This window comes from Streptomyces sp. NPDC101227 (assembly GCF_044767545.1).
Taxonomy (GTDB): domain Bacteria; phylum Actinomycetota; class Actinomycetes; order Streptomycetales; family Streptomycetaceae; genus Streptomyces.
The window spans coordinates 65,836-79,761 of sequence record NZ_JBIWOD010000013.1; the positions used below are offsets into that span (position 1 = coordinate 65,836).

2 protein-coding genes and 1 pseudogene are annotated in these 13,926 nt (G+C 72.2%); 1 reads left to right on the plus strand and 2 read right to left on the minus strand.

Annotated features, from left to right (window positions below; all coding sequences use genetic code 11):
* The first annotated feature begins 139 nt into the window (after window positions 1-139).
* Entirely contained in the window at window positions 140-1,327 is a 1,188-nt protein-coding gene (locus ACIRPT_RS27615) for a cytochrome P450 (protein WP_403831771.1), read from the plus strand.
* A gap of 66 nt (window positions 1,328-1,393) precedes the next feature.
* Here ACIRPT_RS27615 and ACIRPT_RS27620 read toward each other — a convergent pair whose 3' ends face one another.
* Window positions 1,394-2,170 carry a thioesterase domain-containing protein gene (locus ACIRPT_RS27620; RefSeq protein WP_403832014.1) on the minus strand — a complete coding sequence of 259 codons (777 nt, stop codon included), beginning with the start codon at window positions 2,168-2,170 and terminating at the stop codon, window positions 1,394-1,396.
* Between the two features lie 102 nt (window positions 2,171-2,272).
* Window positions 2,273-13,882: pseudogene (locus ACIRPT_RS27625) on the minus strand (SDR family NAD(P)-dependent oxidoreductase); the annotation flags it as partial.
* Window positions 13,883-13,926: the final 44 nt, after the last annotated feature.

A 13,926-nucleotide genomic window follows, 5' to 3' on the forward strand; every position in this document is an offset into this window, starting at 1 on the left:
CCTCGACGGACGTACGCGTCCGGGCGTCAACGGTGTGCAGACTGAGGGATTTCGGTTCCCGGCGGCGCTAGCGTCCGTCCCTTCCCCCGCGCGTGCGCACCGAGTGCAACGCCACGAAACCCATGCGAAGGAACGTGACATGGCTTCCCCCCACGAGCTGCCTTCCCTCGGCCTTGAGCCGCCCGTCTTATTGGAGGTGAGCCCGCTGCTGCGCGAACTGCAGGAGCGGGGGCCGATCTGCCGGGTACGCACCCCCGCAGGCGACGAGGGGTGGCTGGTGACCCGCCACGCCGAGCTCAAGCGGCTGCTCCACGACGAAAGGTTCGGCCACTCGCACCCCGACCCCGCGAACGCGGCACAGTATGTGAGGAGTCCCTTCCTGGACCTGATGAACACGGAAACCGACGCCGAGGCCGGACGCCGGACGCACGCCGAGTCCCGCCGCCTGCTCGCGCCGATGTTCGCCGCCCGGCGGGTGCGCGAGATGGAGCCGAAGGTGGCGGCGGTCGTCGACGGCGCACTCGACAGGTTCATCGCGCAGGGGCCACCCGCCGATCTGCACGACGGCCTGTGTGTGCCGGTTGCGCTCACGGTGCTCCACGACATCATCGGTGTGCCCTCGCACAGCCGCGAACAACTGACGTCGCTGCTGTCCCGGATGGCCGTGCTGGACGACCGCGAGAGCGTGGAGCACGGCCAGCGCGACCTCTTCGCGTTCGTCGCGGAGCTGGTCGATCGCAAGCGGGCCGAGCCCGGCGACGACATCATCACCCGGCTGACCGAGGGCGGGCTGTCGGACGAGCGCGTGGCAACGCTGGCCGTGAGCCTGCTGTTCGCCGGGCTGGACAGCGTCGTCACCATCATGGACCACGGTGTGGTGCTCCTGGCCGCCCACCCCGAGCAGCGCGCGGCGGCACTGGCGGACCCCGGCCTGATGACGCACGCCGTGGAAGAAGTGCTGCGGGCTGCCAAGGCCGGCGGGTCGATCCTGCCGCGCTATGCCACCGAGGACATCGCGCTCGACGGAGTGACGATACGGTCCGGGGATCTGGTCATGTTCGACTTCAGCCTCCCCAACTTCGACGAGCGGGCCTTCGACGAACCGGAGCGGTTCGACATCACCAGGGCCCCCAACCCGCATCTGTCCTTCGCCCACGGCATCTGGCACTGCATCGGCGCGCCCCTGGCGCGCATCGAGCTGAAGACGGTGTTCACCCAGCTGTTCACCCGCCTGCCCGGCCTGCACCTGGCCGTCGCGGTGGACGAGCTGCATGAGCGGGACGGCCGGCTGTCCGGCGGCCTCACCGAGCTGCCGGTGGCCTGGTAGCAGGGAAACATCACGGCGGGCGGCCCTCGGGGGCCGCCCGCCGTGGCGTGTGTCACCGTGCCGCTGTCACGCTCCGAAAACGGCGTCGAGCCACTTGTCCGCGACCTCCGAGGCCGCCGGGGCGTCGTCCCTGACGATGGAGAGGTGGTCCGCGTCGAGCTTGACGATGTCGGCCGTCGGGATCATCTTCGCCAGCCCCGCACCGCCGGCCTCGATGCCGGGATACAGCCGCGTTGCCTCGATGCTCAGCACGGGGGCGGTCGTGGGCTGTACGTCGATGCTGTTCAACAGGCGCATCCACCGTCCCATCGCGGACAGCTTGGCGTTCGTTATCCGCACCTGGGAGGCGCTGGCGGCGAGGAAGTTCGCCTTCAGCAGGCCGCCGTAGTCGATCTCCTCGTGTGCCTCGTGCCGGATGCTGAGGGTGTCCAGCAGCACCAGGCCCGCGGGCTTGATTCCCCAGGTGCTCTCCAGCACACCGGCGGCCGCGTAGGCGTACGAACCGCCGGATGAGTGTCCGACCATGACGAAGGGCTCGCCGTCGCTCGCGCGCAGCACGCTCTCCGCGATCGACCGGGCCGCGCACTCGGCCGTGGCCGGCTGCGGGTCGCCCGGGGTGAAGCCCACCAGCGGCATCCCGCAGACGTGCCGCTTGCCCCTGAAGCGGGCGGCGAACCTGGCGTACTCCTGGACGCCGCCGTTGGCGGTGGGCGTGCTGATGCAGATCAGCCGCGGTGCGGAGGGGCCCTCGGTGAGCGTGGTCGGCCGCGGCAGGTCGTCCAGCTCGGCCGTGTTCTCGAAGGACGGGCCGCCGACGCCACCCATGGCCGACACCAGCCGCATGGCTTCCGCGATCTTGTCTTCCTTGATGGCGGTGAGGAAGCGCTTCTCCAGCCAGTCGACCTCTTCCCCCGGGGCAGCGCCGGTGAACTCGCCACTGGACGGGGAGCCGTGCAGATTCTTCTGTGCGACGAGTTCGCCGCGCAGCCACATGGCGAGCTTTTCCGGGGTCTTGCTCTCGAAGACCACCGTCGCGGGCAGTTGCAGCCCGGTGGCCGCGGCGACCCGGTTGCGGAGCTCGACCGACGTCAGCGAGTCGAAACCCAGCCCGAGGAACTCACGGTGGGGCTCGACGCCCTCGGCCGAGACGTGCCCGAGCACGGCGGCGGCCTCGGTCCGGACGAGATCGACCAGGTAGGCGGTCTGCTCCTCCTCGCCCAGTTGCGCGAGCCGCCCGGTGAGCCCCTCGGCCGTACCGGCGCCGGTGGCGGCGGTTCCGGCGGCGCGGCGGCGGGACGGGAGCAGGCCGCGCATGAGGGGCGGTACGGGGCCCTCGACGCGCACCGGGCCCGAGGTCCGGCCGAGCGCGACGAGGTGGGCCGCGTCGCACGCCCCGGCCGCGTCGAACAGCGCCAGCCCCCGCTCGACGGTCAGCGGGGTGGCGCCGTACGCGGCGATCCGCTGGATGTCCGCGTCGGACAGGGCGGCGGTCATGCCGCCGCCCTGGGCCCACGCGCCCCACGCGAGGGACTGCGCGGGCAGGCCGTGCGCCGTGCGGTGCCGGGCGAGCGCGTCGAGGAAGACGTTGCCCGCGGCGTAGTTGCCCTGGCCGGGGGTTCCGGTCACGCCCGAGAGGGAGGAGTACAGCACGAACGCGGCCAGGTCGAGGTCCTTGGTGGCCTCGTGCAGATGCCAGGCGGCATCCACCTTCGGGCGCAGTACGGCCGACAGCCGCTCGGGGGTCAACGAGGTCACCACGCCGTCGTCGAGGACACCGGCGGTGTGGATCACGGCGGTCAGCGGGTGTGCGGCCGGCACCGATGCCACCGCCGCGGCGACCGCCCGGCGGTCGGCCACGTCGCAGGCGAGGATGGTGACCTCGGCGCCGTGGGTGGCCAGTTCGTCCCGCAGTACGACTGCTCCGGGCGCGTCGGGGCCGCTGCGGCTGACCAGCAGCAGGTGGCGTACGCCGCGCTCGGTCACCAGGTGCCGGGCGAGTGCGCGGCCCAGTCCGCCGGTGCCGCCGGTGATCAGTACGGTGCCGTCCGGGGCCCAGGCGCGCGGCATGGTGAGCACGGTCTTGCCGAGGTGCTCGGCGCGGCCCATGTGGCCGAACGCCTCGGGGGCCCGTCGTACGTCCCAGGTGGCGACGGGCAGCGGGCGCAGCGCGCCCTGGGTGAACAGCTCCAGCAGTTCGCCGAGCATCTCCTGGGTCCGGTCCGGGCCCGCTTCGGCGAGGTCGAAGGCGCGGTAGCGCACCCCAGTGGCGGACTCGGGGTCGGACGGACCGGTCCTGCCCGTCTCCAGGAAGTGGCCGCCCGGTGCGGTCAACCGCAAGGAGGCATCGGCGAATTCGCCCGCCAGGGCGTTGAGCACCACGTCCACTCCGCGGCCTTCGGTGACCTCTCGGAAGCGCCGCTCGAAGTCGGTGGTGCGGGACGAGGCGATGTGGTCGTGTGCGACGCCCCGTTCCCGCAGGGTGTCCCACTGGTCCTCGCCGGCCACGGCGAACACCTCGGCGCCGAGGTGCTGTGCCAGCTGCATCGCCGCCATGCCGACGCCGCCGGCATCGGCATGCACCAGGATCGACTGGCCCGGCCGCAGATCGGCGAGGTCCTTCAGGGCGTAGCGGGCGGTCAGGAAGGCCAGCGGAACGGACGCGGCCCGGTCGGGCGACCAGTCGTCGGGGATACGGGTCAGGAGCCGCTCGTCGGCGACGGCCACCGGGCCGAAGCCGCCGGGCACCAGGCCCATCACCCGGTCCCCCGGGCGCAGTTGGCTCACCTCGGGTCCGGTCTCGGTCACCACGCCAGCGGCTTCGGCACCCATCGGCACGGCCTCGCCCGGCTCCTCGCCCAGGGCGTCCCGGACGTCGCGGACATTCACCCCGGCTGCCTGGACGTCCAGCCGGACCTGCCCCGGTGCGAGCGGTTCCAGGGTCTCCGGGCAGGGCGCGAGCATCAGCGTGTCGAGGCTCCCCTTGGCCGCGCTGTCCAGCCGCCACGGCACCGCCACGGGCGGCAGCAGTCCCGCGCCGCTGCCCAGAAGAGCCAGCCGCCCCACCCGGACGGCACCGTCACGTACGACGAACTGGGCGTCGTCGGTGGCCAGCAGGCCCGGCAGGTCCGCGCACACCGCGGTGAGGCCCCCGTCGCCGCCCTCGAGGTCCAGGAGCACGAGCCGGCCCGGATTCTCCGACTGCGCCGAGCGCACCAGGCCCCACACCGCGGCCGCGGCCAAGTCCCTTACGGACTCGCCCTCTTCGGCGGAGACGGCGCCACGGGTGACGAACACCAGGCGCGCGGTGCCGGACCGCTGCCGCTCCTCCCACTCGTGGAGCAGGCCCAGGACCCGGGCGGTGAGCTCGTGCGCAGCGGCGGGCAGGTCATCGCCCGTACCGGAGACGGGGACCACCACGAGGTCCTCGTCGCCGGTGAGGTCCGCCAGGGAGGCGACCGACGCACCCACGCCGAGTTCGTCGGTGCCCAGGGACACACAGCGGATGTCGGCGGGCTGCACCTCGGGGGCGGCCACCCAGTCCAGCGACAGCAGCGCCTCGTGCTCGGCGCTGCGCCGCATGCCCGCCGGCGCTGCCGTGCCGGCCAGCTGACCGCGCAGCACCAGTGCCTCGGCGGACAGTACGGGGGCGCCCTCGACGTCGACGGCCGCGATGGACACCGAGTCCTCCCCGGTCTTCACGACGCGGGCCCGCAGGATCGAGGCGCCGCCTGCGTGCAGCGACACACCTTGCCAGACGAACGGTATGAGCTGGTCTTCGTCGCCGCCGACGCCGGCCATCCGGTGGGTCTGCAGCACCGAGTCCAGCAGCGCGGGGTGGATCCCGAAGGACTCCGCCTCCTCCGCGACCTGGCCCGGCAGGACGACCTCGACGAAGGCCTCGTCCGCGCGCCGCCACACCGCGCGCAGGCCCTGGAAGGCCGGGCCGTACCCGGTCCCGTCGTAGAAGCCGTCCAGGTCCACGGCCACCGCGTCCCGCGGCGGCCACGCCCGGGAGCCGAAGTCCGCGATCCGCTCGCCGGTGGTCAGGGTGCCGTTGGCGTGCTGGATCCACGGCTGGTCGGGGGCGATGTCCGAGCGCGAGTGCACCGAGATCGTCCGGGCACCCGTCGCGTCGGGGGCGCCGACCAGCACCTGGACCTGTGCGGCACTCTCTTCCGTGAGCACCAGCGGGGCGAGCAGGACGAACTCCTCGACGCGGTCGCAGCCGACCTGGTCTCCGGCGCGCAGGGCCAGTTCCAGGAAACCGGCGCCCGGGAAGAGGACGTTGTCGCCTATGGCGTGGTCGGTCAGCCACGGGTACGTCTGGAGCGACAGGCTGCCGGTGAACAGCACTTCGTCGGAGTCCGCGAGCGTCAGCGTCGCGCCCAGCAGGGGGTGTTGGGCGGGCAGGAGTCCGGCGGCGGTCACCTCACCCGCCGGCGCGGCGGGCCTGGGCCAGTACCGCTCGTGCTGGAAGGGGTAGGTGGGCAGGTCCACGCGGCGCGCGCCCGTGCCGGCGAACCACGTGGCCCAGTCCACCGCCACACCCGTGACGTGCAGCCGCGCCAGCGCGGTCAGCAGGGCCGTCTCCTCGGACCGGTCCTTGCGCAGGGCCGGTACGGCGGTCGCGGTGCCGTCCAAGGTGTGCTGGGCCAGCGCGGTCAGTACGCCGTCGGGACCCAACTCCAGGAAGACCGAAGCTCCTTCGGCCGCCAGCGCACGCACACCGTCGGCAAAACGCACCGTCTCCCGCACATGCCGCACCCAGTAACCGGGCGAACACACCAACTCCTCGGCGGCCATCTCCCCGGTCACATTCGACACTAGGGGAATCTGCGGAGCCTTGTACGACAGTCCCTCGGCGACCCGCCGGAACTCCTCCAGCATCGGCTCCATCAACGGCGAGTGGAAGGCGTGGCTGACCGGCAGACGCTGCGTCTTACGACCCTGGCCGGCGAACTCCTCCGCGATCCGCAGGACGTCCGACTCCTCCCCCGCCAGCACCACCGACTCCGGACCATTGACCGCAGCGATCGACACCCCGTCGACCAGCCGCACGGCCACCTCCTCCTCGGTACCCTGGACCGCGACCATGGCGCCGCCCGCCGGGAGCGCCTGCATCAGCCGCGCCCGCGCCGCCACCAGCACACACGCATCCGCCAGCGAGAACACCCCCGCCACGTGCGCGGCCGCGATCTCGCCGATCGAATGCCCGGCCACGAAGTCCGGCCGCACGCCCAGGGACTCCGCCAGCCGGAACAGCGCCACCTCGACGGCGAACAACGCAGGCTGCGTGAATCCGGTCTCGTCCAAACCCTCCACATCGCCGAACATCACCTCCCGCAGCCCGGCATCGAAGTGCGCCAGCACCTCGTCCAACGCCTCCGCGAACACCGGGAACCGGCCGTACAACTCCCGGCCCATCCCGACGCGTTGCGCACCCTGGCCCGAGAACAGCACCGCGAACTTCCCGGCCGTGTCCTCGGCGAGGCCGCGCGCGACCTCGACGGTTTCGTCCCCCTCGGCCAGGAGCACCGCACGGCGCTCCAGGTGTGCGCGGGAGGTCGCCAGCGAGAAGCCCAGGTCGAGCGGCGAGTGGTCGGTCAGCGCGGTGATCTGCGCTAGCTGCGCGGCCAGCGCGTCCTCGGACCGCGCGGAGACCAGCCACGGCACGGCCGACGGCACGACCGGCAGTACGGTCCCCGGCTCGGCGCCGTCCTCGTCGTCGGACTCATCGGGCTCGTCGGGCTCGTCGGGCTCGTCGGCGGTTGGTGCCTGCTCGATGATGACGTGGGCGTTGGTGCCGCTGATGCCGAACGACGACACACCCGCCCGCCACGGCCGGTCGACCTTGGGCCACTCCCGGGACTCCGTCAGCAGCTCCACCGCACCGGACGACCAGTCCACATGCGACGACGGCGCATCCACATGCAGCGTCTGCGGCAGCACACCGTGCCGCATCGCCAACACCACCTTGATGATCCCCGCCACCCCGGCCGCCGCCTGCGTATGACCAAGGTTCGACTTCACCGAACCCAGCAACAACGGCTGCCCATCGGCCCGGTCCTGCCCGTACGTGGCCAACAACGCCTGGGCCTCGATCGGATCGCCGAGCGACGTACCCGTACCGTGCGCCTCCACCACGTCCACATCACCGGCCGACAGACCGGCACCGGCCAGGGCCTGCCGGATCACCCGCTGCTGGGCGGGGCCGTTGGGTGCCGTCAGACCGTTGGAGGCACCGTCCTGGTTAACGGCCGAGCCCCGTACGACGGCGAGGATCTCGTGCCCGTTACGGCGGGCGTCGGACAGGCGCTCCAGCACCAGGACACCCGCGCCCTCGGACCAGCCGGTGCCGTCGGCCGCGTCGGCGAACGCCTTGCACCGGCCGTCCGCGGCGAGGCCGCCCTGTCGGCTGAATCCGGCGAAGCTCATCGGCGACGACAGCACCGTCACGCCTCCGGCCAGGGCGAGCGAGCATTCGCCGGAGCGTAGCGCGTGGGCCGCAAGGTGCAGGGAGACGAGCGAGGAGGAGCAGGCAGTGTCGACGGTGACCGCCGGGCCCTCCAGGCCGAAGGTGTACGAGAGCCGGCCGGACAGCACACTGCCGGCGAGGCCGGTGCTGCCGTGCCCCTCGACGTCCTCGCGGGAGTTCAGCACGACGTTGGTGTAGTCGACGCCGTTCGTGCCGACGAAGACACCGGTCTCGGTGCCGCGCAGGGTGGTCGCGTCGATTCCGGCACGCTCCAGTGCTTCCCAGGAGGTCTCCAGCAGGATGCGCTGCTGCGGGTCCATGGCCACGGCCTCGCGGGGCGAGATACCGAAGAAGGAGGCGTCGAAGCCGGCGGCGTCCACGAAGCCGCCTTCGCCCGTCGTGCTGCTGCCGCTTCCGTCACCGGTGAGCAGGCCCAGGTTCCATCCACGGTCCGTCGGGAACGCCGAGATGCCGTCGCGGCCCTCGCTCAGCAACTGCCAGAGTTCTTCGGGCGAGCGCACCCCGCCCGGCAGCCGGCAGGACATTCCGACGATGGCCAGGGGCTCCTGCTTGGCGGACTCGACCTCCAGAAGCCGTTGGCGGGTCTGGTGCAAGTCGTTCGTGACCCACTTCAGGTAGTCGACGAACTCGTTGTCGTTCGGCATGACGAGGAACCTTCCGTGCAAAGTAGGGGGCCGGACTCAGCGATCGCTGTGACGCCCGAGTTCGTTGTCGATGAAGGCGAAGATTTCGTCGGCGCTGGCGGCTTCGATCCGCTCGGCGACTTCGGCGCCGTTCTCCTGCGCCGCGGTCCCTCGCCACTTGTCCAGGATCTGCGACAGGCGGTGGGTGACGGCGGCTTTGGTGTGGGCGTCGGGCGCACCGGCTGCCAGTGCACCGTCGAGCCGTGCGAGCTCCGCGAGGAGGGCCGGGCCCGTAGCGGCCTGGGCTTCCTCCACGAGCTGGGAGACAAGGTGTGCGGCGAGTGCGGTGGGGCTGGGGTGGTCGAAGACGAGGGTGGCGGTCAGCCTGAGCCCCGTGGCGGCGGAGAGCCGGTTGCGCAGTTCGACGGCGGTCAGTGAGTCGAAGCCCAGGTCGTGGAACTCCCGCCGGGCGTCGATCGCCTGGGCCGAGGCGTGCCCGAGCACGGCGGCGGCCTCGGTCCGTACCAAGCCGGTCATCAGGCGGGTGCGTTCCTCCGCCCCCGCCTCCGCCAGCCGACGGCCGAGCGTGGCGGCGGCTTCGGCGCCGGCCGTGGAGCCGGCGGCCGGCCGCCGGGCGCCCTTGAACAGGCCCCGGAGCACCGGCGGTACGGTGCCACGGACCCGGGTGCCCGTGGCGACCGGGCCGACGGGGACGAGGTAGGGCTCGTCGGTCGCGGTGGCGGTGTCGAACAACGCCAGGCCCTGCTCGGCGGAGAGCGGCGGCACACCGGTCGCCGCGATCCGCTGCATATCCGCCTCGGACAGCGTTCCCGTCATTCCGCTCGCCTGTGCCCATGCGCCCCACGCGAGGGACTGGGCGGGCAGGCCTTGGGCGGCACGGTGCCTGGCCAGGGCGTCGAGGAAGACGTTGCCCGCGGCGTAGTTCCCCTGGCCGGCGCCGCCGATGACGCCGGAAACCGATGAGAAGACGACGAACGCGCCGAGGTTCATCTCCCGGGTGAGTTCGTGCAGATGCCAGGCCGTGTCCACCGTCGGGCGCAGCACAGCCGACAGTCGGTCGGCGGTCAGCGAGGTGACCACGCCGTCGTCCAGCACACCGGCCGCGTGAACCACCGCGGTCAGCGGATGCGCGAGGGAGTCCAGCACCCGCCCGAGCGCGGCCCGGTCGGCGGTGTCACAGGCCGCGATCGTCACGTCGGCGCCGAGCGCGGTCAGCTCCGCACGCAGTTCCGCGGCTCCGGGTGCGGCCTCGCCGCTGCGGCTCACCAGGGCGAGGTGCTTGGCGCCGCGCTCGGCCACCAGATGCCGGGCCAGGAGGCCGCCCAGACCACCCGTACCGCCGGTGATCAGCGTCGTGCCGTCCGGGTCCCAGGCGGGGCGGCGGGGCGTGCTGTCGTCCGGAGCGGCCTGCCTGGCCAGCCTGCCCACATGCACCGCCCCGTCGCGTACGGCGAACTGGGCGTCGCCGGTGGCGAGCAGGCCCGGCAGGCGCGGCAGCAGGGACGGGAGAGCCGCGTCCGGCGCGTCCACCAGGACGAACCGGTCCGGGTTCTCGGACTGCGCCGACCCCACCAGTCCCCACACGGCCGCGGCGGCCAGGTCGTCGCCGGACACCGCGCCGCAGGTCACGAACACCAGCCGGGACGCGGCGAACCGCTCCCCCGCGAGCCACTCCTGCGACAACTCCAGTACCTCTGCGGTCAGTTCGTGCACCGCTGCCGGGCCTTCGGCGCCCGCGCCCGAGACCGGAACCACGACCAGCTCGGGAACGTCCGCCAGCGCCGCCAGTCCGTCGGCGTCGAGCGTCACGCTCCGCACCTCGCCGCCGACCGGCGTCTCCGCGGCCGGCACCCACTCCAGCCGCAGCAGCGCACCCTGTTCCGCACCCGTGCGGTGGGTCGGCTGCCGGAGGGGCTTCCTGGCGTCCAGGACCAGTGAGTCCGCCGATAGGACGGGCGCGCCCGCGGTGTCCGCCACGGCGACGGAGAACGCGTCCTGGCCGGTCTTCACGATGCGTATCCGCACCTCCGAAGCCCCACTGGCGTGCAGCGCGACCCCGTTCCAAGCCGCGGGCACGCGGTCACCGTCGCATCCGGCCGCCTGTGTCACCGCTTCCAGCAGCGCCGGGTGCAGGCCGAATTCCGTGGCATCCGCCACCTCGCCGGGGAGCACTGCCTCGACGAAGGTCTCGTCTCCGCGGTTCCACAGGGCGCGTACGGTCCGGAACACCGGGCCGTGCTCGACGTCCTCGGCGAAGTCCGCCGGGTCCGCCGCTTCGGCACCGCTCGGCGGCCATACCGAGGCGTCGAACTCCGTCGCTCCGTGTGCTGTTTGTTCTCCTATTGGTTCTCCTGTTGGTTCTCCTGTGTGCTCTGCGGAAGTCAGCGTGCCGGTGGCGTGGTCCGTCCACGACCGGTCGGCTCCGCCCGCGGCCCGAGAGGAGATGCGTACCTCGCGCATGCCGTCCGCGTCGGGGGCCCCGGCCCAGACCTGGAGGAGTACGGCGTCGTCCTCGGCCAGGACCAGCGGCTCGGTGAGGGCGAGCGTGCCGACACGGTCGCAGCCGACCTGGTCGCCCGCGTGGACGGCCAGTTCGAGGAACCCGCCGGCGGGGAAGACGTACGCTCCGTCCCTCACGTGATCGCGCAGCCAGGGGTGGGCCCGCGTCGACAGCCGGCTCGTGAACAGCAGCCCGCCCGAGCCCGCCGGCGGCACCGCCGCGCCCAGCAGGGGGTGCTCGGCGGGCAGGAGTCCGGCGGCGGTCACCGCACCCGCCGGCGCGGCGGGCCTGGGCCAGTACCGCTCGTGCTGGAAGGGGTAGGTGGGCAGGTCCACGCGGCGCGCGCCGGTACCGGTGAAGATTCCCGACCAGTCCACCCCGACGCCCGCGACGTGCAGGTGGGCGAGGGCGGTGAGCAGCGCGGTCTCCTCGGGCCGGTCCTTGCGCAGGGCCGGTACGGCGGTAGCGGTGCCGTCCAAGGTGTGCTGGGCCATCGCGGTCAGCACACCGTCCGGACCCAGCTCCAGGAAGACCGAGGCCCCTTCGGCCGCCAGCGCACGCACACCGTCGGCAAAACGCACCGTCTCCCGCACATGCCGCACCCAGTAACCGGGCGAACACACCAACTCCTCGGCGGCCATCTCCCCGGTCACATTCGACACAAGGGGAATCCGCGGAGCCTCGTACGACAGCCCCTCGGCCACCCGCCGGAACTCCTCCAGCATCGGCTCCATCAACGGCGAATGAAAAGCGTGACTGACCGGCAGGCGCTGGGTCTTACGACCCTGCTTCGCCAACTCCCCGGCAATCCGCAGGACATGGGACTCCACCCCCGCAAACACCACCGACTCCGGACCATTGACCGCGGCGATCGACACCCCCTCCACCAGACACGGCCGGACCACACCCTCGGCGGCCTGGACGGCCACCATCGCGCCGCCCACCGGAAGGGCCTGCATCAACCGCGCCCGCGCCGCCACCAGCACACACGCATCCGCCAGCGAGAACACCCCGGCGACATGCGCCGCAGCGATCTCACCGATCGAATGCCCCGCCACGAAGTCCGGCCGCACACCCAAAGACTCGACCAACCGGAACAGCGCCACCTCGACGGCGAACAACGCAGGCTGCGTGAATCCGGTCTCGTCCAAACCCTCCGCTTCGCCGAACATCACCTCCCGCAGCCCGGCATCGAAGTGCGCCAGCACCTCGTCCAACGCCTCCGCGAACACCGGGAACCGGCCGTACAACTCCCGGCCCATCCCCACCCGCTGCGCACCCTGACCCGAAAACAGCACCGCGAGCGAGCGGCCCGTCTCCGCGCGGCCCCGGTTCGCCTCGGACAGCTCGCCGTCGGGGCACTGCGCCAGCAGCACCGCCCGGTGAGCGAAGACCGAACGGCCCGAGGCGAGCGAGAACCCCACATCCGCCGGTGACGACGAGCCCCTCAGCGACGAGATCCGTTCGATCCCCGCCGCAAGTGCTTCCTCGGACCTGCCCGACACCAGCCACGGCACCACGGTGGGCGCCAACTCCGGTTCCTTTGTGGGCTCTTCGACCGGATCGGCCTGTTCCACGATCACGTGGGCGTTGGTGCCGCTGATGCCGAACGACGACACACCCGCCCGCCACGGCCGGTCGGCCTTGGGCCACTCCCGGGACTCCGTCAGCAGCTCCACCGCACCGGACGACCAGTCCACATGCGACGACGGCTCATCCACATGCAGCGTCTGCGGCAGCACACCGTGCCGCATCGCCAACACCACCTTGATGATCCCCGCCACCCCGGCCGCCGCCTGCGTATGACCAAGGTTCGACTTCACCGAACCCAGCAACAACGGGTCAGCGGAATCGCGCCCCTGCCCGTACGTGGCCAGCAACGCCTGGGCCTCGATCGGATCGCCGAGCGAGGTACCCGTACCGTGCGCCTCCACCACGTCCACATCGCCGGCCGACAGACCGGCACCGGCCAGGGCCTGCCGGATCACCCGCTGCTGCGACGGCCCGCTGGGTGCGGTGAAGCCGTTGGAGGCGCCGTCCTGGTTGACGGCCGAGCCCCGTACGACGGCGAGAACGGGGTGCCCGTTGCGGCGGGCATCGCTCAGGCGCTCGACGAGGAGGACGCCTACGCCTTCCGACCAGCCGGTGCCGTCGGCCGCGTCGGCGAACGCCTTGCACCGGCCGTCCGCCGCAAGGCCGCCCTGCCGGCTGAACTCCATCAGGGAACCGGGGGACGACATGACGTTCACGCCACCGACCAGGGCCAGTGAGCACTCACCGGCCCTCAGGGCATGGGTCGCCGTGTGCAGGGCCACGAGCGAGGAGGAGCACGCCGTGTCGACCGTCAGCGCCGGGCCTTCCAGGCCCAGCGTGTAGGACAGCCGACCGGAGGTGGCGCTGGCGGCGATTCCGGTGCCGATGTCGCCGGTGGCATCGGCCAGGGAGCCCACCAGCAGATAGGCGTAGTCCTGGCCGTTGGTGCCGACGAACACACCGGTACGGCTGCCGCGCAGGGACGCCGGGTCGATGCCGGCCCGCTCGATCGCCTCCCAGGAGGTCTCCAGCAGGAGCCGCTGCTGCGGATCCATGGTGACGGATTCACGGGGCGAGATCCCGAAGAAGTCCGCGTCGAAGTCCCCCGCACCGTCGAGGAAGCCGCCTTCCTGGCTGACGGCGTTGCCGCGCTGGTCGACCCCGGCGCCCCGCAGGGCGTCCAGGTCCCAGCCGCGGTCCGTGGGGAACGCGCCGATCGCGTCCTTGCCTGCGGCCAGGAGCTCCCACAGGTCCTCGGGCGAGTGCACGCCACCGGGGTACCGGCAGCTCATCGCGACGATCGCGATCGGTTCCGTGGCCGCGGCGACGAGCTTGTGGTTCTGGCGGCGCAGGTGCTCGGCTTCCTTCAGCGAGGCGCGAAGGGCCGCGACGACGGTTTCACTGGATGTGGTCATGGTCCGCTCTT